This window comes from Leifsonia sp., assembly GCF_051955155.1.
Taxonomy (GTDB): Bacteria; Actinomycetota; Actinomycetes; order Actinomycetales; family Microbacteriaceae; genus Leifsonia.
This window is the reverse complement of sequence record NZ_JBQCGZ010000127.1, coordinates 11,297-32,482: the sequence shown is the minus strand read 5'-3', so window position 1 is coordinate 32,482 and position 21,186 is coordinate 11,297. Positions and strand designations below refer to the sequence as shown.

Annotated in this window: 19 protein-coding genes; 17 read left to right on the top strand and 2 right to left on the bottom strand. The window is 70.8% G+C overall.

Translation table 11 applies throughout. From position 1 onward, the window contains the following. Nucleotides 1-55: 55 nt before the first annotated feature. A complete protein-coding gene (locus ACTHMF_RS13810; RefSeq protein WP_440318361.1) occupies nucleotides 56-703 on the top strand; it encodes a DUF1990 family protein in 648 nt (215 codons plus the stop codon). Further along, a complete protein-coding gene (hemW, locus tag ACTHMF_RS13805) occupies nucleotides 703-1,950 on the top strand; it encodes a radical SAM family heme chaperone HemW (RefSeq protein ID WP_314147463.1) in 1,248 nt (415 codons plus the stop codon). The genes ACTHMF_RS13810 and hemW overlap by 1 nt, the downstream gene beginning before the upstream one ends. Here the strand turns inward: hemW and ACTHMF_RS13800 are convergent. Further along, nucleotides 1,943-2,323: a DUF4870 domain-containing protein gene (locus ACTHMF_RS13800; protein ID WP_314147462.1), complete on the bottom strand. Its 381-nt coding sequence runs from the start codon at nucleotides 2,321-2,323 to the stop codon at nucleotides 1,943-1,945. The genes hemW and ACTHMF_RS13800 overlap by 8 nt on opposite strands. Nucleotides 2,324-2,410: 87 nt before the next feature. Further along, on the bottom strand, nucleotides 2,411-2,944 hold the full coding sequence (locus tag ACTHMF_RS13795) for a DUF4870 domain-containing protein (RefSeq protein ID WP_440318359.1): 534 nt from the start codon (nucleotides 2,942-2,944) through the stop codon (nucleotides 2,411-2,413). 157 nt (nucleotides 2,945-3,101) lie between these two features. Between ACTHMF_RS13795 and hrcA the strand changes: the two genes are divergently transcribed. The 15 genes from hrcA to leuA all read left to right on the top strand — a co-directional run bounded on the left by hrcA (nucleotide 3,102) and on the right by leuA (nucleotide 21,112). Beyond that, nucleotides 3,102-4,121: a heat-inducible transcriptional repressor HrcA gene (hrcA, locus tag ACTHMF_RS13790; protein WP_440318357.1), complete on the top strand. Its 1,020-nt coding sequence runs from the start codon at nucleotides 3,102-3,104 to the stop codon at nucleotides 4,119-4,121. Between the two features lie 31 nt (nucleotides 4,122-4,152). Next, nucleotides 4,153-5,262, top strand: coding sequence for a molecular chaperone DnaJ (gene dnaJ / locus ACTHMF_RS13785; protein ID WP_314147459.1), 1,110 nt, complete (start codon nucleotides 4,153-4,155; stop codon nucleotides 5,260-5,262). A 1-nt stretch (nucleotide 5,263) separates the two neighbouring features. After that, nucleotides 5,264-5,992 carry a 16S rRNA (uracil(1498)-N(3))-methyltransferase gene (locus tag ACTHMF_RS13780; protein ID WP_440318355.1) on the top strand — a complete coding sequence of 243 codons (729 nt, stop codon included), beginning with the start codon at nucleotides 5,264-5,266 and terminating at the stop codon, nucleotides 5,990-5,992. Between the two features lie 71 nt (nucleotides 5,993-6,063). After that, complete coding sequence (locus ACTHMF_RS13775) at nucleotides 6,064-6,426, top strand: histidine triad nucleotide-binding protein (protein ID WP_314147457.1); 363 nt, start codon at nucleotides 6,064-6,066, stop codon at nucleotides 6,424-6,426. A 109-nt stretch (nucleotides 6,427-6,535) separates the two neighbouring features. Further along, nucleotides 6,536-7,546 (top strand): PhoH family protein, encoded by a 1,011-nt coding sequence (locus ACTHMF_RS13770; RefSeq protein WP_314147467.1) that lies wholly within the window; start codon nucleotides 6,536-6,538, stop codon nucleotides 7,544-7,546. A 10-nt stretch (nucleotides 7,547-7,556) separates the two neighbouring features. Further along, the gene (ybeY, locus tag ACTHMF_RS13765) at nucleotides 7,557-8,018 is read left to right on the top strand and encodes an rRNA maturation RNase YbeY (protein WP_314147456.1); all 462 of its coding nucleotides are present in this window, start codon (nucleotides 7,557-7,559) and stop codon (nucleotides 8,016-8,018) included. 8 nt (nucleotides 8,019-8,026) lie between these two features. Continuing rightward, entirely contained in the window at nucleotides 8,027-9,463 is a 1,437-nt protein-coding gene (locus ACTHMF_RS13760) for a CNNM domain-containing protein (protein WP_440318352.1), read from the top strand. After that, complete coding sequence (era, locus tag ACTHMF_RS13755; protein WP_314147454.1) at nucleotides 9,460-10,353, top strand: GTPase Era; 894 nt, start codon at nucleotides 9,460-9,462, stop codon at nucleotides 10,351-10,353. Before ACTHMF_RS13760 ends, era begins: the two co-directional genes overlap by 4 nt. 76 nt (nucleotides 10,354-10,429) lie before the next feature. Continuing rightward, entirely contained in the window at nucleotides 10,430-12,286 is a 1,857-nt protein-coding gene (locus ACTHMF_RS13750) for a sensor histidine kinase (protein WP_440318350.1), read from the top strand. Next, the gene (locus tag ACTHMF_RS13745; protein ID WP_314147451.1) at nucleotides 12,283-12,957 is read left to right on the top strand and encodes a response regulator transcription factor; all 675 of its coding nucleotides are present in this window, start codon (nucleotides 12,283-12,285) and stop codon (nucleotides 12,955-12,957) included. The genes ACTHMF_RS13750 and ACTHMF_RS13745 overlap by 4 nt, the downstream gene beginning before the upstream one ends. 94 nt (nucleotides 12,958-13,051) lie before the next feature. Next, nucleotides 13,052-13,801, top strand: coding sequence for an ABC transporter ATP-binding protein (locus ACTHMF_RS13740; RefSeq protein ID WP_440318348.1), 750 nt, complete (start codon nucleotides 13,052-13,054; stop codon nucleotides 13,799-13,801). Further along, nucleotides 13,798-15,237, top strand: coding sequence for an FtsX-like permease family protein (locus ACTHMF_RS13735; protein WP_440318346.1), 1,440 nt, complete (start codon nucleotides 13,798-13,800; stop codon nucleotides 15,235-15,237). Before ACTHMF_RS13740 ends, ACTHMF_RS13735 begins: the two co-directional genes overlap by 4 nt. 108 nt (nucleotides 15,238-15,345) lie before the next feature. Then, nucleotides 15,346-16,626: an alpha/beta hydrolase gene (locus tag ACTHMF_RS13730; protein WP_440318344.1), complete on the top strand. Its 1,281-nt coding sequence runs from the start codon at nucleotides 15,346-15,348 to the stop codon at nucleotides 16,624-16,626. Continuing rightward, a complete protein-coding gene (locus ACTHMF_RS13725) occupies nucleotides 16,623-19,199 on the top strand; it encodes a bifunctional lysylphosphatidylglycerol flippase/synthetase MprF (RefSeq protein WP_440318342.1) in 2,577 nt (858 codons plus the stop codon). Before ACTHMF_RS13730 ends, ACTHMF_RS13725 begins: the two co-directional genes overlap by 4 nt. Nucleotides 19,200-19,336: 137 nt before the next feature. Next, nucleotides 19,337-21,112, top strand: coding sequence for a 2-isopropylmalate synthase (gene leuA, locus ACTHMF_RS13720; RefSeq protein WP_440318341.1), 1,776 nt, complete (start codon nucleotides 19,337-19,339; stop codon nucleotides 21,110-21,112). The last annotated feature ends 74 nt before the right edge of the window (nucleotides 21,113-21,186 follow it).

Here is a 21,186-nt window from a genome sequence, read left to right as displayed (position 1 = left end):
AGCACGGTCGCAACGTACCGAACAGCAACAGTCACGTCGCAAGTAGAGTTGCAGCATGCGCAGGACCACCTTCACCGATCAGCCCGTCACGTACGGTGCCGTCGGCGGCACCCAGGCGGACGACCTGCTCTACTATCCGCCGAAGGGCTATCGGCCGCTGGAGCGGAAAGTGCGGCTGGGCAGCGGTGACGAGCGCTTCGAGTCGGCCGCGGCGTCCCTGATGACGTGGGGCGTGCAGCGCGGCAGCGGCATCCAGGTGACCCAGGTGGACGAGGGCACCGGCGTGCAGTACGAGGGCATCGAGTTCAACGCCGACGGCTCCCCGCGCGGGATGCGCGAGCACCGCGTCGAGGAGGACGTCTTCGCCGACGACGGGTCGCCGTACATCCGCAACGGGATGACCGCGGTGCTGCGCGTCCCGTTCGGCCCGTTCCACGTCAAAGCGCCCATCCGCATCGTCTACGTGGTGGATGAGCCGCACCGCAAGGGCTTCGGCTACGGGACGCTGCACGGCCACCCGCAGAGCGGCGAGGAGGCGTTCCTCGTCGAGCGGCGCGACGACGGCACCGTCTGGTTCGTGCTGCGCGCGTTCTCCCGGCCGTCCAACGCGTTCTACCGCATCGGCTACCCGGTGCTGCGGATGCAGCAGAACCGGTTCACCAAGCGCTACCTCCGCTCGCTGCACCCCGCCCGGTCCGTCTGATGCCGAGCACGCTTCCGCTGGGGGATCCGGCCCCGGCCGACGGCCTCCTGCCCGCGAGCGCGGCGGACGGCGCCGCGGGACGCGACTTCGGCGTCTACCTGCACGTGCCGTTCTGCCGGGTGCGCTGCGGCTACTGCGACTTCAACACCTACACCGCGACGGAGTTGCGCGGCGTCTCGCAGTCCGACTACGCGGGGCACGCGGTGCGCGAGGTGGAGTTCGCCGCCCGCGCGCTCGAGGCCAGCGGCCTCCCCGCGCGGCCCGTCTCCACGGTGTTCTTCGGGGGCGGGACGCCGACCCTGCTCCCGCCGGGCGACCTCGGCGCGATGCTGGGCGCCGTTCGCGACGCCTGGGGCCTCGCGCCCGGCGCCGAGGTGACGACGGAGGCGAACCCGGACTCCGTCGACGCCGACGACCTGCGCCGGCTCGCCGACGCCGGCTTCACGCGCGTCTCGTTCGGGATGCAGTCCGCCGTCCCGCACGTCCTGGCGACGCTGGAGCGCACCCACGACCCGGAGCGCATCCCGCTGGTCGTCGAGTGGGCGAGGCAGGCCGGCCTCCAGGTCAGCCTCGACCTCATATACGGTACGCCGGGGGAGTCGCTCGCGGACTGGGAGCGCTCGCTGGACACCGCACTCGCGTGCGCGCCCGACCACCTCTCCGCGTACGCGCTGATCGTGGAGCCGGGCACGAAGCTCGCCAGGCAGATCCGCTCCGGCCAGGTCGCGGAGCCGGACGACGACCTCGAGGCGGACATGTACGAGCTCGCCGACGCGCGGCTGGCCGCGGCCGGCTACGGCTGGTACGAGGTGAGCAACTGGGCGAAGGACGACGCGCACCGTTCGCGGCACAACCTGTCCTACTGGCTCGGCCACGACTGGTGGGGCGTCGGCCCCGGCGCGCACAGCCACGTCGGCGGGGTCCGCTGGTGGAACGTGAAGCATCCCGCCGCGTACGCCCAGCGCGTGCTGGCGGGGGAGTCTCCCGCCGCCGGGCGCGAGACGCTGGATGCGGAGACCCGGCGTGTCGAGCGCGTCCTGCTGCTCACCCGCATCCGCGACGGGCTGAGCGTCGCCGAGCTGGAGGCCTCCGGCCGGACGGCCGTGGCCGGGCTCATCGCGGACGGCCTGGTGGACGCGAAAGCCGCCCTCGCCGGGTCGGTGGTGCTGACCCTGCGAGGGCGGCTTCTGGCGGACGCCGTTGTTCGGCGGCTGCTGCCGGAGGACGAGTCCTCCGTGCTCAGCTGATGAACTTGATCGCGATCGGGTACGTGTAGTACGCGCCCTGGTTGGCCTTCACGGCCGCGATGATGCTGAACACGATGTTGACGACCCAGACGGCGGCGACGATCAGCAGTCCGATGCCGACGATCGACAGGATCCAGCCCACCACGTAGGCGATGAACAGCGTGATCTGGAAGTTCAGCGCGGTCGCGGTGTGGGCGCGGACGAACGGTCCGCGGTCCTTGAGCACGAGGTAGCCGATGAGGGCGGGGATCCAGTTGAACAGGATGCCGCCGACGTGCACCAGGGTGGCCCAGAGCTTCTCGTCGGCCGGGCTCAGCTGCTGCGCTGCACCTCCGTACGGCTGCTGGGGCGGCGGCGGGGGCGTTGCGGACATGGGTCTCTTCTCCTCCATGGGGAACGGTTGACGGCTCTCAGCCTAGGGGGCCGAGGGTGAATCTGAGAAGACGCCGAGAGTGTTTCCCTACTTGATGAACCGGAAGTTGATCGGGTAGCGGTACGCGCCTCCGCTGTTCACTCGCACGAACCCGAGGATCGAGAACACCAGGTTCACGACGTACAGGGCCCAGGGGATGAGCAGGCTGAACAGCAGCCAGCCGATGCCGAAGGTGAACGAGCCGATGATGACGCCGATGATCTGCGAAGCCACCCAGGCGATGATCCAGGTGATCTGCCAGTTCAGGGCCTCCTTCGCCTCCTGGTCGGTCAGCCGGCCGCGGTCCTTGAAGACCAGCCAGATGATCAGCGACGGAAGGAACCAGAGGATGCCGCCAAGGTGGGCGAACGACGCCCACTGCTTGTCCTGCTCGGCGGTGAGCGGCGCGCCGGGGGCTGCGGCGCCGGGCGCCGCTCCGTACGGCTGCTGGGGAGGGACGGCCCCCGCCGGCTGTCCGGCGGGCTGGCCGTATGGCTGCTGTCCGTAGGGCTGCTGGCCGTAGGGCTGTGACGGGGGGACGTCGCCCTGGCCGTCGGCCGGGGGCTGATTCGGGTCTGTCATGTCGGAACCCTTTCCTGGTCGGTTGCGACCTCTGTCGAACCGGTGGGCACACAGTACTGCCGGCCGACACTGTGGGCAATCATCCGTTACCGGGTTCCGCGGGATATGATTGGCACTCAGGAACGTTGAGTGCTAACGAACGACGGGAGGCGGCCGCATGGTCTCGGAACGCAGCCTCGAGGTGCTTCGCGTGATCGTCCAGGACTACGTCGAGTCGCGCGAGCCGGTCGGGTCGAAGAGCATCGTCGAGCGGCACTCGTTCGGCGTCTCCGCCGCGACGATCCGCAACGACATGGCGCTGCTCGAGGAGGAGGAGCTGATCGCCGCTCCGCACACCTCGTCCGGACGCGTCCCCACCGACAAGGGCTACCGGCTCTATGTCGACCACCTGGCGGAGGCCCGGCCGCTCAGCCCTGCGCAGCGGACGGCCATCGAGACCTTCCTCGGGCAGTCGCTCGACCTCGACGACGTGCTCTCGCGCACGGTCCGGCTGCTCTCGCAGCTGACCAACCAGGTCGCGCTCGTGCAGTATCCCTCCGTCGCGCGCTCCCGGATCCGGCACATCGAGCTGGTCGCCCTGGCCCCGCGCCGGCTGCTGAGCGTCCTGATCACCGACTCCGGAGCGGTGGAGCAGCGGGTCATCGAGCTGAACGAGGAGCTCGAGGACGCGGACATCGCCGAGATCCGCGGCGCGATCAACGGCGCCGCCGCCGGCCTGTCGCTCGCGGACGCCGCCGCGCGCCTGCGCCAACTGCCGGACGCGCTGACCGAGCGCACCCGCACGCTCGTCGCGCCGGTGGCGAGCGCGCTGCTCGACCAGATCGCCGCGAACCGCCAGGAGAAGCTGATGATGGCCGGCGCCGCGAACCTGGTCCGCACCGAGACCGACTTCCCCGGCACGATCACCCCGGTCCTGGAGGCGATCGAGGAGCAGGTGGTGCTGCTGCGGCTCTTCGACGAGATGGCGCACGACCAGCACGGCGTCGCGGTCAGCATCGGGCGCGAGAACGCCGGCTTCGGGCTCGCTGAGACCTCTGTCATGTCCAGCGGCTACAGTTCGGCGGGATCGGACATCGCCCGCGTCGGGCTGCTCGGCCCGCTCCGGATGGACTATTCGGGCAACATGGCCGCCGTGCGCGCCGTCGCCCGCTACCTCTCCCGCCTCCTCGGCGACTGAACACGAAACGAAACGAAGGAACGCACCGTACGTGGCCGACCATTACGAAGTCCTCGGCGTTGACCGCAACGCCACCCCTGACGAGATCAAGAAGGCGTACCGCAGACTCGCGCGCGAACTCCACCCGGACGTGAATCCGAGCAGCGAGGCGCAGGAGCGCTTCAAGCTCGTCACGCATGCCTATGACGTCCTGAGCGACCCGCAGCAGCGGCAGCAGTACGACCTCGGCGGCTCCACCGGCTTCGGCGGCGGGGGCGGCGCCGACTTCACCGGGTTCGGCGACATCTTCGAGACGTTCTTCGGCGGAGGCGGCTCGCAGCGCGGTCCGCGTTCGCGCCGGGAGCGCGGCCAGGACGCACTGCTGCGTGTGGAGGTGGACCTCGACGAGGTCATCTTCGGCACGCACCGCGACCTCGAGGTGGACACCGCCGTCGTCTGCGAGACCTGCAACGGCTCGTGCTGTCAGCCGGGCACCGCTCCGGTCACGTGCGACATCTGCCACGGCACCGGCAGCATCCAGCGCTCGGTGCGCTCGTTGCTCGGCAACGTGATGACCTCGAGCCCGTGCGGCACCTGCCGCGGCTACGGCACCGTGATCGCCACCCCGTGCGTCACCTGCCAGGGCCAGGGCCGCGTGCGTGCGCGCCGGACCGTCCCGGTCGACATCCCCGCCGGCGTCGACACCGGCCTGCGCCTGCAGATGCCAGGCTCCGGCGAGGCCGGCCCGGCCGGCGGCCCGAACGGCGACCTCTACCTCGAGATCAAGGTGAAGCACCACGACGTGTTCAGCCGCGACGGCGACGACCTGCTGTGCACGCTGGAGGTGTCGATGGTGGACGCGATCCTCGGAACGGTCGCGAACGTGAAGGCGCTGGACGGCGACATCCGCCTGGAGCTGAAGCCGGGGACGCAGAGCGCGGACATCGTGACGGTCAAGGACCGCGGTATCACGCACCTGCGCGGTCAGGGCCGTGGCGACCTGCGCGTCGGCATCCAGGTGGTCACGCCGACGAAGCTCGACCACAAGGAGAAGGAGCTGATCAAGAAGTTCGCGTCCAGCCACAAGGCCGCCGAGCCGTCGCTCGCGCGGTTCCAGCAGGGGCTGTTCGCGAAGCTGCGCGACCGGTTCCTGAACCTCTGAGATGAGCTCCCTCTACCTGCGCGAGGACCTGGAGGACGTCGAGGTCGGCGCCCGGCTGTCGCTCACCGGCGCGGAGGCGAAGCACGCCGCGACCGTCAACCGCACCCGGCCGGGCGAGACCATCCTGATCGGCAACGGCCGCGGCCTGGTCGCCGAGGGCGAGGTGCTCGTCGCCACGAACACCGAGCTGACCATCGACGTCGCCTCCGTGCAGCGCGTGCAGCGCGCCGAGCCGTCGATCACCCTCGTCCAGGCGCTCGCGAAGGGCGACCGCGACGAGCTCGCCGTGCAGGCGGCGACCGAGCTCGGGATCGACGCCGTCGTCCCGTGGGCCGCGTCCCGCTCGGTGTCGCGCTGGGAGGGCCAGAAGGTCGCCAAGGGGCGCGACCGCTGGGGTGCCATCGTGCGCGAGGCGAGCAAGCAGTCCATCCGGGCCTGGACGCCCGAGGTCGGCGAGCTGGCCTCCACCCGCCAGGTCGCCGCGCTCGGTGCGACGCACCGGCTGCTGGTGCTCGAGCCGACCGGTGGGACGCCGCTGACCTCGATCCGCCCGGACGGGCGCGCGCTCGCGCTCGTCGTCGGCCCGGAGGGCGGGATCGCCCCCGCCGAGCTGGACGCCCTCCGCGACGCGGGCGGCGAGATCGTCCGGCTCGGCGCCACCGTGCTGCGCACCTCCACAGCGGGACCGGCCGCCATCGCCGTCCTGAACGCCGCTCTCGGCCGCTGGTGATCCCAGCGCCCGCGTCCGCCGACAGCGATTCCGAGGGAGGCGGGACGCCCCGGGCGAATAGGATGGACGTCATGGAAACCGCTCAGCCCTCGATCTTCTCGCGGATCATCGCCGGGGAGATCCCCGCCGACATCGTGTTCGACAGCGAGCGGATCATCGCGTTCCGCGACATCGCGCCGAAGGCTCCCGTGCACCTGCTGGTCGTTCCGAAGACCGAGCAGTACCGGGACGTCGTCGAGCTGGCGGCCGGCGACCCGGCGCTGCTGGCCGAGCTCGTCGCCACCGCGAAGCGGCTCGCCGACGAGCACGCGGACGGCGATTTCCGTCTGATCTTCAACACCGGGGCGGGCGCGGGACAGACCGTGTTCCACGTGCACGCCCACGTTCTGGGCTCGCCGGAGGGCGGGCTCGAGGAAGGAAGCCTTGCCGAGTAAGGATCCGACACAGGGGGAATCGGCCGCGGCCGAGCTGGGGCAGACGGCGGCGCAGGACGGTGCGGCGCAGGCGGGTGCGGAGGCGCGACTCAGCGTCGACGGCATCCAGATGGTCCGGCTGCTCGGTCCCCAGGACCGGCTGCTGACGACGCTGGAGCGGCAGTACCCGCTCGTGAACGTGCACGTGCGCGGGAACGAGATCAGCCTGACCGGCGACCCGGCGCAGGTGGACGCGGCCCGGCGGCTGCTCGAAGAGCTGCTGCTGATGGTGCGCAACGGCCAGGAGATCAGCCCGGCGGAGGTGACCAGCTCGGCACGGATGCTGCAGACCGGTCTCAACCTGAGCCCGTCCGACGTGCTCGGCCAGGCGATCCTGACCGCGCGCGGCAAGAGCATCCGGCCGAAGACGCTCGGCCAGAGCCAGTACGTGGACGCCATCGACCACAACACCATCGTGTTCGGCATCGGCCCCGCCGGAACCGGCAAGACCTACCTGGCGATGGCCAAGGCCGTGCAGGCGTTGCAGCGCAAGGAGGTCAACCGGATCATCCTGACGCGGCCGGCGGTGGAGGCGGGGGAGCGGCTGGGCTACCTGCCCGGCACCCTCACCGACAAGATCGACCCGTACCTGCGGCCGCTCTACGACGCGCTCAACGAGATGATGGATCCGGAGCTCGTCCCCAAGCTGCTCGCCGCGGGGACCATCGAGGTCGCGCCGCTCGCCTACATGCGCGGCCGGACGCTGAACGACTCGTTCATCATCCTCGACGAGGCGCAGAACACCACGCCCGAGCAGATGAAGATGTTCCTCACCCGCCTGGGCTTCAACTCAAAGATGGTGGTCACCGGCGACATCACCCAGATCGACCTGCCGAACGCGGCGAGCGGTCTGCGGCTGGTGACGCGCGTGCTCGGGAACATCGACGACATCCACTTCTCGCGGCTGACCAGCGAGGACGTCGTGCGGCACAGCCTCGTCGGCCGCATCGTCGACGCCTACACCGAGTACGACGCCAAGCAGCAGGCCCGCCAGTTCGAGCGCGAGCAGGCCGCCGAGTTCGCCAACCGCGCCGAACGCCGCCGGCCCGGCCCGCGCGACCACCTCCCGAAGCGACGATAGGACCGCACCCGTGAGCATCGAAGTCAACAACGAGTCGGCCATCGAGGTCGACGAGGCCGCCCTGCAGCGCCTCGCCGGCTACGCGCTGGACATCATGCACGTGCACCCGGACGCCGAGCTCGCCATCGTGCTCGTCGACGAGGCGGCCATGGAGCAGCTGCACGTGCAGTGGATGGACGAGCCGGGCCCGACCGACGTCCTCAGCTTCCCGATGGACGAGCTGCGCCCCGGAACCGAGGAGGAGCCGTCCCCGGCCGGCCTGCTCGGCGACGTCGTGCTGTGCCCGCAGGTGGCGCAGGTGCAGGCGGAGACGGCCGGCCACACGCTGATGGACGAGCTGCTGCTGCTGACGACGCACGGAATCCTGCACCTGCTCGGCTTCGACCACGCGGAGCCGGCGGAGGAGCGGGAGATGTTCGGCATCCAGCGCGACATCCTGGTCGGCTTCTCGCGCTACGACCGACAGCGCTAGGCGGCGGGATGCTCCAGGCGCTGTTCTTCGTCGTCGCCTTCCTGCTCGTCGCGTTCGGCGGCCTGATGGCCGCGGTCGACTCGGCGCTCACCGTGCAGTCGCGCGGCGACATCGCCGACCTGGCGGAGACGTCGAGGGCCAAGAAGTCGCTCGCCGCGATCGCCGAGGATCCCGGCCCGTACCTGAACGCCGTCAACTTCAGCCGCATCATCGCGGAGACCACCGCGGCGGTGCTGGTCACGCTCGCGTTCGAGCAGATCTTCGAGGAGTGGTGGATCTCGCTGATCCTCTCCGCGCTGATCATGACCGGCGTCTCGTTCGTGCTGGTCGGCGCCAGCCCGCGCAGCGTCGGCAGGGCCAACTCCACGTTCCTGCTGCGGCTGACCGCGCCGATCGTGCGCTTCGTGCGCGTCGTGCTCGGGCCCATCCCCGGCGGCCTGGTCGCTCTCGGCAACCGCGTGACGCCATCGCGCGCCCGCTCCGCGCCGGTCACGAGCGAGGAGCAGCTGCTCAGCATCGTCGACGAGGCGACCGAGTTCGACGTGCTGGAGGAGGACGACCGAGAGCTCATCCACTCGATCTTCGAGTTCAGCGACACCGTGGTGCGCGAGGTGATGATCCCGCGCACCGACATGATCACCGTGGACACCACAGCCGGGATCGGCACGGCGATGGGCCTGTTCTTCTCCAAGGGCGTCTCCCGGATGCCGGTGATCGACGGCGACCCGGACGAGGTCGTCGGCGTGCTGTACCTCAAGGACGTCGCCAAGCTCAGCTTCGAGAGCGCGCTCGGCGCCGACAGCATCACGGTGGGCGAGCTGACCAGGCCCGCCCTGTTCGTGCCGGAGTCGCAGAAGGCCGACGCACTGCTGCGCGAGATGCAGCGCGAGTCGAACCACCTCGCGATGGTCGTCGACGAGTACGGCGGGATCGCCGGGCTGGTCACGCTCGAGGATCTGATCGAGGAGCTGGTCGGCGACATCTCCGACGAGTACGACCACGAGCCGGAGCTGATCCAGCGCCTCGGCGACGGACGCTACCGCGTCGCGACCCGGCTCGCGATCGACGACCTGGGCGAGCTGTTCGACCTGGAGATCGAGGACGAGGACGTGGACAGCGTCGGCGGACTGGTCGCGAAGGCGCTCGGCCGGCTGCCGGAGGTGGGATCCTCCGTCGCAGTGCACGGCCTGCTGTTCACGGTCGACCGCATCGAGGGCAGGCACAAGCACGTGGCGACCGTGCTCGTGGAGCGCGACCCGGCTCTGCTCCCGCTCCCGGACGACCGGCCGCAGCGGACCAGGAGCGAGCGGCACGCCCGCACCGACAAGCACGTGCGCGCCGAGAAGCAGCGCCCCGAGAAACAGCGCCCCGAGAAGGAGCGCACAGACAAGCAGCGCCCCGAGAAGGAGCGCACAGACAAGCAGCCCAAGGAGGCACGCTCGTGACCGCATACCACGCCGGATTCGTCTCGTTCGTCGGACGCCCGAACGTCGGCAAGTCGACGCTCACCAATGCGCTCGTCGGCGAGAAGGTCGCGATCACCAGCTCCAAGCCGCAGACCACGCGCCGCGCGATCCGCGGCATCGTGCACCAGAAGAACGGCCAGCTGATCCTGGTGGACACCCCGGGCATCCACCGCCCGCGCACCCTGCTCGGCGAGCGGCTGAACACGCTCGTGCAGTCGACGCTGGGCGATGTGGACGTGATCGGCTTCTGCGTCCCCGCCGACGAGAAGATCGGCCCCGGCGACCGCTTCATCAACGACCAGCTCGACGACTACCCGAACGCGAAGAAGGTCGCGATCGTCACCAAGATCGACCGCGCGAGCAAGCCGCAGGTCGCGGAGCAGCTGCTCGCGGTCTCTGCGCTGCGCGAGTGGGAGGCGATCATCCCGATCTCGGCGGCCAGCAGCATCCAGCTGGACACGCTCACCAGCGAGCTGGTGCGCCTGCTCCCGGAGTCGCCCGGCCCGCTCTACCCGGACGACGCGGTGACCGACGAGGGCCTGGAGGACCGGATCGCGGAGTACATCCGAGAGGCGGTGCTGGAGGGCGTCGAGGACGAGCTGCCGCACTCGCTGGCCGTCACGATCGACGACATGGTGGAGCGCGACGACAAGGACCTGGTGGAGGTGTACGCGAACCTGTTCGTCGAGCGCGACAGCCAGAAGGCGATCGTGATCGGCAAGGGCGGCAGCCGCATCCGCGAGGTCGGCGCGGCGGCGCGCGTCCCGATCGAGCAGCTGCTCGGCCGGCACGTGTTCCTGTCGATCCGGGTGAAGGTCGCCAAGGACTGGCAGCGCGACCCGAAGCAGCTCGGCCGGCTCGGCTTCTGATGCCGCGCGTACATCCGCAGGATGATTCCGCGCCGCCGATGCGTGTCGCGGCGGCCGTTCTGCGTACCGTAGAGGGATGCCGGACCGTACCCGCCTGACGAGCGCGCTCGCCCCGCACCGCTGGGTGCTGGAGCCCGCGCTCGCTCTCGCGCTGTTCCTGGCCTGGCTGGTGAGCGGGCTGCCGTTCGACCTCAGTGCGTCGCTCGCCGTGCTGTTCTACTGCGCGGGTGTGGCCGTCTCCCGGGTGCTGCCGGGGGTCTCGCTCGGCCTGATCTGGTTCGCGGTGCTCGCTGACCTGACCGAGTCGGCCGTCATGCCGGCCCCGTTCCGGGTGATCTCGGCGGTCGCGGTGCTCATCGCGCTGTTCGGGCTCGCCTCGCACGGCGGGGCTGCGGTGCGCTGGATCGGTTTCGCCTCCGGCCTGCTCTGGGCGCCGGCGATGGCGTACCTGTTCACGGTGCGCGGCGAGATCAAGTTCCCGCAGTTCGGCCCGGTGATCGGCGGCTACTACACGAGCCAGGGCGTCGGGCTGCTGCTGATGAGCCTGCTGCTGGCCGTCGTGTTCGTGACGGCGTGGCTGCTCGGCTACCTGGTCGCCCGGCAGCGGGCGACCGCGACGCAGGGATCGTCCGTGCTGGTCTGGCTCGCCTCGTCCGGCGGAGTCGCCGTGACGCCGGAGGATCCCGACCGCGCCGGGCTCGTGCACCGCCTCACCCGGCGGCAGCTCGGCTTCGACGTCGGCGGTGCGGTGGCGTTCGTCGCGTTCTGCCTCGTGGTGGACTTCCCGCTCGCGCTCTCCGACGGCGGGCGCAGCACCTTCATCGTGCTCATGATGTTCGCCGTCGCGGTCGCGCTGCGCAGGATGGCGCCCGTCGTCGCCCTCGCGACCGCCTGGCTCGCCGCGGTCCTGCAGATGGTCACCGGGCACAACATCCTGGTCAGCGACATCGGCGTGCTGATCGTGCTGTACGCCACGGCGGCGTACGGCGACCGGGTGGTCAGGTACGCGGGCCTGATCTCGGCAGGGATCGGCGCCTTCGTCGCGGCCCTCTACCTCTCGCTCACCGCGGCGCTCGGCCAGGGCTACTTCGACCTGCTGTCCACGGCGTTCACGAGCTTCGCGCTGCAGTTCGCCTTCCTCTTCGTCGTCAGCGCGACCGTCCTCGGCCTGTCCTGGGTGCTCGGCCTGCTGATGCGCACCTGGCGCAACGCCCGGTTCTCCCGGCAGGCGCAGATCACCGCGGAGATCGACAGGAACCGCGCCGAGCAGGACGTGGTGGTCGAGCAGGAGCGCACCAGGATCGCCCGCGACATGCACGACGTCGTCGCGCACTCGCTCGCCGTCGTCATCGCGCAGGCCGACGGCGCCCGGTACGCCAGGCACGGCGACCCGGAGGCGGTGGACGAGGCGCTGAAGACCATCGCCGCCACCGCGCGCAGCGCCCTCGGCGACGTGCGCGTCCTGCTCGCCGAGCTGCGGCAGTCGCAGCCGGAGGGGCCCCAGCCGGGCCTCGCGGACATCGAGCAGACCGTCGAGCAGATCCGCGCCGCGGGCCTCGACGTCGTCCTGGAGCGGTCGGGCGACTTCGCCGGGCTCGGCTCCGCCCAGCAGATCGCCGGGTACCGCATCGTGCAGGAGGCGCTGACCAACGCGCTCCGGCACGGCGACACCTCCCGCCCCGCCACCGTCGGCCTCGCCGAGGTCGGAACGGACGCGGGCGGCCCCGGCATCCACATCACCGTGAGGAACACCATGAAGACCCAGGTCCAGGAACCATCGGCCACCGGCTCGGTGCCGCGTATCGGGCACGGCCTGCCCGGGATGCGCGAGCGCGCCGCCCTCGCCGGCGGCACGCTCTCGGCGGGAACGACGGGCGGCGAGTTCCTCGTCTCCGCGTTCCTTCCCGCCGGAGCGCGGGGGGCGGGCGCATGAGCGAGCCGATCCGCGTCGCTCTCGTCGACGACCAGGCCCTGTTCCGCGCCGGAGTGCGGATGCTCGTCGGCTCGCAGCCGGACCTCGAGTTCGCCGGCGAGGCGGCGGACGGCCGCGAGGGCGTCGAGCTGGCCAGGGCCGCGCGACCGGACGTGGTGCTGATGGACATCCGGATGCCCGTGATGGACGGCATCGCGGCGACCAGCACCATCGTCGCCGAGGCGGAGCGCGAGGGGCGAACGCCGCCGCGGATCGTGGTGCTCACCACGTTCGACCTGGACGAGGCGGCCGCGCGGGCGATCCGCGGCGGCGCGAGCGGGTTCGTGCTGAAGGACGCGGAGCCCGAGTTCCTGCTGGCGGCCATCCGCACCGTGCACGCCGGCAACGCGGTGATCGCCGCTGGTGCGACGCGCGAGCTGTTCGAGCACTTCTCGAACGACCGCCGGGTGAAGCCGGAGCCCGCCGAGTTCGGGACGCTGACCTCGCGCGAGCGCGAGATCTTCGTGCTCGCCGCCCGCGGCCTCAGCAACGCGGAGATCGCCGGGTCGGAGTTCCTGAGCGAGGCGACCGTGAAGACGCACATCAGCCGCATCCTCGCCAAGCTCGGGCTGCGCGACCGCGTGCAGATGGTCGTCTACGCGTTCGAGCACGGCCTGACCGACGCCGCCTGAGGTCCCGGGTCCCACGGCGAATCATCCTCGGGAGGGACGCGGCAGAAACCTCAGACCGATCCGCCGGGCCCGCCGCGCTTCCTAGCGTTGAGGCATGGAGAATCCTGCGTTCGTGGCCCGCGTCGAGGCCGCCACCAAGACCTACGGAAACGGCGCCGGGCGCGTCAACGCACTGGACGGGGTGAGCCTCGGCATCGAGTCCGGTCGCTTCACCGCGATCATGGGCCCGAGCGGCTCCGGCAAGTCGACGCTCATGCACGTGATGGCGGGCCTGGACAGCGTGACGGCCGGCCGGGTGTTCCTGGGCGACACCGAGATCACCACGCTCGGCGACGCCGAGCTGACCGTCCTCCGGCGACGGAGGGTCGGGTTCGTGTTCCAGTCGTTCAACCTGGTGCCGACCCTCGACGTGCGGGCGAACATCCGGCTGCCGTTCGAGATCGACGGCCGCAGGCCGACCGTCGTGCAGCAGGACTGGATGGACCAGCTGATCGACTCGCTCGGGCTCGCCGACCGGCTCACCCACCGGCCGCACGAGCTCTCCGGCGGCCAGCAGCAGCGCGTCGCCATCGCGCGGGCGCTCGCCACCCGGCCCGACCTCATCTTCGCGGACGAGCCGACCGGCAACCTCGACTCCCGCACCGGCAGGGAGGTGCTCACGATCCTCCGCGAGGCCGCCGCCGGCTACGGCCAGAGCATCGCGATGGTCACGCACGACCCGGTGGCCGCCAGCTACGCCGACACCACCGTGTTCCTGGCGGACGGCCGGATCGCCGCGCAGCGCGAGCGCTCCAGCGCCGAGGACATCTCCGCCTTCATGCTCGGGATGGAGGCGAACGCGTGATCACCGCGTTCCGGGCCAACGCCCGCGACCACCGCGCGAGCGTGCTCGTGGCCGCACTGAGCTCCGCGTTCGGCGTCGCCCTGCTCGCCACCACGAACGTCCTGTCCGCCTACATCCGCTCGACGGAGCTCGGCGCCAGCAAGACCGTGACGATCGTGCTCGCGATCGTCGCCGGGATCTTCTTCGTGATCGCGGTGTACGTCGGCGCCATCGTCACGACGAACACGTTCGCGACGGTCATCGCCGGCCGCACCAGGACGATCGCCCTGCTGCGACTGATCGGATCGAGCGCCACGGCGCAGCGCCGTTCGGTCGCGGGGGAGGGACTGGCGGTCGGCCTCATCGGCGCGGTGGCCGGCGGAGCGGCTGCGGCCGTGCTTGCGCTCGTCGCCGTGCGCGGGTTCACCGCGGCCGGCGTGCTGCCGGACCTGCAGTATCCGGTGCTGACGCCGGTGCTGATCGTGCCGGTCGCCGCGGTGGTCCTCACCACCTGGCTCGCCTCGTGGGTCGGCAGCCGGCGCGTGCTGACCGTGACGCCCATCCAGGCGCTCGGGGCGGCGCAGGAGCGCCCGGCCGAGACCGTGCGCAGCCGCGCTCGCGTGACGGTCTCCCTCGTCCTGCTGCTGCCCGGCGTCGTGCTCCTCGTCGCCGGCGTGCTCCTCGGCCTCGGCGCCTTCGACGGCACGGGGATCGTCGTCCTGATCGAGCTCGGCCCGTACGGCGTGCTGGTCGCGATGCTCGGCGGCATCCTCTCGTTCACCGGCATCATCCTCGCCGCTCCGCTGTTCCTCCCCGCCGTGCTGCGCCTGGTCGGGATGGCCTTCAGCCGGGATGCCGCCGGCCGCCTCGCCGCCGCCAACGCCGTCCGCAACCCGGAGCGCAGTTCGCGCACCGCGATCGGCCTGGTGATCGGCGTGACGCTGGTCACGATGTTCGTCGTCGCGATCCAGTCCTGGCTCGAGATGATCCGTGCCGCCGCCCGCAACGAACCGGAGCTCTACGCCGGCACTGAGAGTGTGCTCATGGTCACGATGCTGGTCTTCAGCGTGCTCGTCGGCTTCTCGGCGCTGATCGCCGCCGTCGGCGTCGTGAACAGCCTCTCGCTCAGCGTCCTGCAGCGCAGGAGGGAGCTCGGGCTGTTGCGCGCCCTCGGTTTGAGCGCGGCGCAGGTGCGCAGGATGATCCTCGCCGAGAGCGTCCAGCTGACCGTCGCGGCCGTTCTGACGGGCCTGGTGCTGGGGACCGCGTACGGCTGGATCGGCGCCCAGGCGCTGCTCGGTCAGATCCCGGGAGGCGGACTCGTCGTGCCCGCCGTGCCGTGGCTGTTCCTCGCCCTGATCGTCGTCGCGGCGGCGGTGCTGGCGGTCGGCGCCTCCATCGCCCCGACCCGCAGGGCCACGCGCGTCTCGCCGGTCGAGGCCCTCGCGGTGGAGTGAGTGCGCTCCAAGGTTCCTGGACGCTCATCAAGCCTCAGCTCTCCGCAGGCTGTGTGATCCATACTGACCCCTGCCGGCTGAGAGAGAGGACCCGCCCTGAACTGGCTCATGACGCTGAGGATCGACAAGCCGCCGTTCCTCATCACGGTGTACGCCATCGCGGCCGTCCTGGCGCTCTACCTGCTGATCCGTCCCACCTGGCGCCGCACCCTGGCGGGACTGATCGCCGCCGTCGGCGGCGGGCTGCTCGGCTGGCTGATCGTCTGGTACACGGACGACGTCATGAACGTGTTCGGCGTCGGGCTGACCCCGGTCACCACCATGTGGGTCGCGCTCGGCTTCGCCGGGGTCTGCCTCGCCGTCGCCAACCTGTTCCGCTCGCGGTGGTGGCGGAAGCTGATCGCCGTGGTCAGCATCCCGGTGTTCCTGCTCGCGGCGTTCGCCGGGGTGAACGTCGACTTCGGCGCCTACCGCAACCTGAACGACGCGCTCGGGGTGGTGCCGTACCGTGCACTCGACCTGCACGCGGAGCGCGGCGAGGTGGTCGCCGGCGTCGACTACCGGGCGACCACCCCGCAGACCGACCCGCCCGCCAAGGGCGAGATCGGCACGGTGCGCATCCCCGCGACGCGCTCCGGGTTCCCCGCGCGCCCGGCGGTCGTCTACCTGCCGCCGATCGCGCTCGGACCCAACCCGCCTGCCCTGCCCGTGCTGTACGCGCTCTCGGGGCAGCCGGGCGCGCCCGCCGACATGTTCACCGCCGGACGCGTCGGCGCGGTCATGGACACCTTCGCCGCCGCGCACGGGGGCTACGCGCCGATCGTGGTCGCGCCCGACCAGCTCGGCGGCCCCGGCAGGAACCCGATGTGCGTCGACTCGCGCGCGTACGGGAACTCGGCGACCTACCTGCTCACCGACGTGCGCGACTGGATCACCTCGCACCTGCGGGTCAGCAGCGATCCGCGGGCGTGGGGCATCGTCGGCTACTCGCAGGGGGCGACGTGCGCGACCCAGTTCGCCACCGGGCACCCCGAGCTCTTCGGCTCGGCGATCGCCTCCTCGACCGAGCTCGGACCGACCCTGGGGGATGAGCACCTCACCATCCAGACCGGGTTCGACGGCTCCAGGTCCGCGTACGAACGCGCCCAGCCCGCCGCGATGATGAAGGCGCACACGCCGTACCAGGACTCGCTGATCGTGTTCGGCGTCGGACAGAACGACGCCAAGTACACGGCCTTCGCCCGGACGCTGAACGCGCAGGCGCTGCAGGCCGGGATGCGCAGCGAACTGCTTGTCTCGCCAGGCACCGCGCACGACTGGAACACCGTCCGCCACACGATCGTGGCCGGCTTCCCGTTCATGGCCGCGCAGATGGGGCTGACCCGATGACCGATCCCGCCACCTCCACCGCGGACGACCCGGCCGCGGAGGGACGCGCCGAGGGCGCTCCCGCCCCGGCCCCGGAGCGCACCCCGCGACGCGCCCCCGCGTGGCTCGGCCGCACGGGGCGCCTGGTCGCGCGGCACCCGTTCACCACCGGCATCACGCTCCTCGTCCTCGTCCTCGCGCTGGCGACCGGCCCGCTGCACGGCCCGCACCGGCCGCTGCGCGGGTGGCTCGGTACCGGCGCAGACCAGCTCGCCGCCGGGCACTGGTGGTCGCCGGTCACTGCCGTGCTGTTCACCGACAACCTCGGGGAGCTGCTGGTCGCGCTCGCGCTCACGGTCGTCCTGGTCGGCGCCGCCGAGCGCCTGATGGGAACCTGGCGGACCGCGCTGGCGTTCTTCGGCACGGCGGTCGCCGGCATCGCGGTCGGGGCCGGGCTCCAGCTGCTCGGTTCGCACGCGGGGGAGATGTGGGCGCGCAACGTGCACCACCTCGTCGTCCTGGACGTGTTCACGGCCCTGGGCGGCACGATCATGGCCGCCAGCGCGTTCGCGGGGACGCTGTGGCGGCGCCGGATCCGGGTGGTGACGCTCCTCGTCGCGATCATGTACGTGCTCTACTCGGGGCTGCCGTCCGACCTGTACCGGCTGCTCGCCGTCCTCGCCGGTCTCGGCCTCGGCGTGCTGCTGCGGCCGAGCAAGCGCATCGCCGGCTGGCGGCGCAGCTCCCATCACGAGGTCAGGGTCCTGCTCGCCTCGGCCGTCACCATCTCGGCGCTCGGGCCGGTGATCGGCCTGCTGTCGAAGTCCCGCTACGGGATGCTGTCCCCGATCGGGCTGCTCTTCACCTCCGGCGTCCCGGACAAGGGCAGCGTCCTGGAGCGCTGCCAGGCCTGGGCGGTCACGCGCGACTGCGTGCAGGACCTCACCCTGGTCCGCATCAACGGCCTCGGGCCGGTGCTGCTGTCGGTGCTGCCGCTGCTCGTACTGCTCGTCGCCGCCTACGGGCTGCTGCGCGGCCGGCGCTTCGCGGTGTGGCTCGGCGTCGCCGTGAACGGGCTGCTCGCGGTGCTCTCCGCCTTGTACTTCGGCATCCTGCCGCTCGCGAACGCGCACCCCGACTTCTCGCCGCGCTACTGGGAGGTGACCGCGATCCTGTCGCTGTCGTCCCTCGTCCCGCTGACGATGGCGGTGCTGCTGATCGTCTACCGCAGGCACTTCACGGTGCTGCCCTCGGCGCGCGCGGTGCGCAGGTACGTGCTCACGGTCGTGCTCACCGGGATCGGCCTGGTGGTCGCGTACGTCCTCATCGGCTGGCTGCAGAAGGACACCGGGTTCACCCGGCCGATCGAGCTCAGCGACCTGTTCGACGACGTCCTGGAGCGCTTCGTCCCGGTGAGCTTCCTGCGCAGGGAGCCGGTGCAGTACCTGCCGACCACCCCGCTCGCCACCTTCGTCTACCACAACATCGGCACCGTCTTCTGGCTCGTGGTGATCGTCGCGGCCATCCCGCTCATGCTCGGCTCCGGCTCGTGGCGCAGGACCAGCGGCGACAGCGCGCGGGCCAGGGCGCTGCTGGAGCGCGGCGGGGGAGACGCCATCTCGTTCATGGCGACCTGGCCGGGCAACAGCTACTGGTTCGACCCGGTCGACGGGCGCGGGATCGCGTACCGCGTCGTCGGGCGCGTCGCGCTCACCACCGGCGGCCCGTTCGGCGGTCCGCCCCCGCACGACGCCGCGATCGAGCACTTCGCGCAGTTCTGCGACGACCACGGCTGGATCCCGGTCTTCTACAGCGTCGAGTCGACCTACGAGCCGCTGTTCCACCGGATGGGCTGGTCGACGATGACCGTCGCGGAGGAGACCGTGATCCGCCCGCAGCAGTGGGCGACCACCGGCAAGAAGTGGCAGGACGTCCGCAGCTCGATCAACCGCGCGCAGCGGGCTGGGATCCGGTCGGAGTGGACGACGTACGCCGCGCTTCCGCTGAGCGCCGCCGTCCAGCTCTCCGACATCTCCGAGCAGTGGGTGGCGGAGAAGGACCTGCCGGAGATGGGCTTCACGCTCGGCGGCCTGGACGAGCTTCGCGACCCCGCCGTCCGCCTGATGCTCGCCGTGGACGAGAACGGCCGCATCGAAGGCGTCACCAGCTGGCTGCCGAGCTACCGCGAGGGCATCGTGATCGGCTGGACGCTCGACTTCATGCGCAGGCGCCCCGGCAGCATCAACGGCGTGATGGAGTTCCTGATCGCCGAGGCCGCGACCAGGATGAAGGAGGACGGTGTCGAGTTCATGAGCCTGTCCGCGGCACCGCTCGCGCACACCGCCGGCGCCGGCGACGGCGACCCCAGCGGCATGGACCGCATCCTGGGCTACCTGAGCAGCTCGCTGGAGCCGGTGTACGGCTTCCGCTCGCTGCTGAAGTTCAAGCAGAAGTTCCAGCCCGAGCTGCATCCGGTGATCATGGCCTACCCCGATCCCGTCGCGCTGCCGACGATCGGCGTCGCGCTGGTGCGCGCCTACCTGCCCGACCTGTCGGTGGCGCAGGCCGCCTCGCTGGCGGTGGGACGCGGCTGATGAACCGCCGTGGTACCGTTGTTTCTGTGTACGGTCTGCTCCTTCTTAGCTGCCGCGACGAGTCCTAGTTCCGGGCCTCCCTCGTCGCGGAGTTCGTCGTTGGCTCTCCACACCACACCGCGAGGAGATCGAAGACCATGAAGAACACCCAGGCGCCGAGCGCCATGCCGATCCACAAGTACCGGCCCTTCCACGAGCAGATCCGCGTCGACCTGCCCGACCGCACCTGGCCGTCCGCCCGCATCACCGAGGCGCCGCGCTGGTGCGCCGTCGATCTGCGCGACGGCAACCAGGCGCTGATCGACCCGATGAGCCCCGAGCGCAAGCGGATCATGTTCGACCTGCTGGTGCGCATGGGCTACAAGGAGATCGAGGTCGGCTTCCCGTCGGCCAGCCAGACCGACTTCGACTTCGTCCGCAGCCTCATCGAGGAGGACGCGATCCCGGACGACGTCACCATCCAGGTGCTGACGCAGTCCCGCGAGCACCTCATCAAGCGCACGTACGAGTCGCTGGTGGGCGCCAAGCAGGCCATCGTGCACCTCTACAACTCGACGAGCATCCTGCAGCGCGACGTCGTCTTCCGCACCGACAAGCAGGGCATCATCGACATCGCCCTCTCCGGCGCCCGGCTGTGCAAGCAGTTCGAGTCGACCGTCCCCGGCACCGAGATCTACTACGAGTACTCGCCCGAGTCGTACACCGGCACCGAGCTGGAGTTCGCGGCGGACATCTGCAACCAGGTGCTCGAGATCTTCGAGCCGACGCCGGAGCGGAAGGTCATCATCAACCTGCCGGCCACCGTCGAGATGGCGACGCCGAACGTCTACGCCGACTCGATCGAGTGGATGTCGCGGCACCTGAACCACCGCGAGAACGTCATCCTGTCGCTGCACCCGCACAACGACCGGGGCACCGCCGTCGCGGCGGCAGAGCTCGGCTACATGGCCGGCGCCGACCGCATCGAGGGCTGCCTGTTCGGTAACGGGGAGCGCACCGGCAACGTGGACCTGGTGACCCTGGGCGTCAACCTGTTCACGCAGGGCATCGACCCGCAGATCGACTTCAGCGACATCGACCAGATCAAGCGCACCGTCGAGCACTGCAACCAGCTGCCGGTCGGCGAGCGCAGCCCGTGGGGAGGCGACCTGGTCTTCACCGCGTTCAGCGGGTCGCACCAGGACGCGATCAAGAAGGGCTTCGAGGCGATGGCCGCGCAGGCCGAGCGCGAGGGCAAGAGCGTCGACGAGCTGGTCTGGGCCGTCCCGTACCTGCCGGTGGACCCGAAGGACCTGGGCCGCAGCTACGAGGCGGTCATCCGCGTCAACTCGCAGTCCGGCAAGGGCGGCGTCGCGTACCTCCTGAAGAACGACCACGCGCTGGACCTGCCGCGCAAACTGCAGATCGAGTTCTCCGGTGTCGTGCAGGCGAAGACCGACGCCGAGGGCGGCGAGATCACCAGCGACGAGATCTGGGCGATCTTCCAGGACGAGTACCTGCCGGCGCCAGCGTCGGACGCCGACGCCAAGTGGGGCCGGTTCGAGCTGGGCAGCACCAGCACGACCAACGAGTCCGGCGAGCACGTGACCTTGACGGTGACGCTGCGCGACGGCGACTCGGTGTCGAAGGCCACCGGCGAGGGCAACGGCCCGATCGCGGCGTTCTTCGACATCCTGAACGCCCGCGGCATCAACGCGCACCTCTACGACTACTCGCAGCACACGCTCTCCGCGAGCGAGTCGGCGTCGGCGGCGGCCTACGTCGAGCTGGACGTGGACGGCGTGCGCCTGTGGGGCGTCGGCATCGACGCGGACACGACCACCGCCTCCTTCAAGGCCGTCGTCTCCGCGGTCAACCGCGCCGTGCGCGCCTCCTCCGGCCACGCCTCCGAGGCCGAGCTGGTCGGCGCGTAACCGTCCCGGCATCCGTCGCCCGTCACGAGGGGAGGAGCTCCGGCCATTCCGGCCGTGAATCTCCTCCCTTCGTC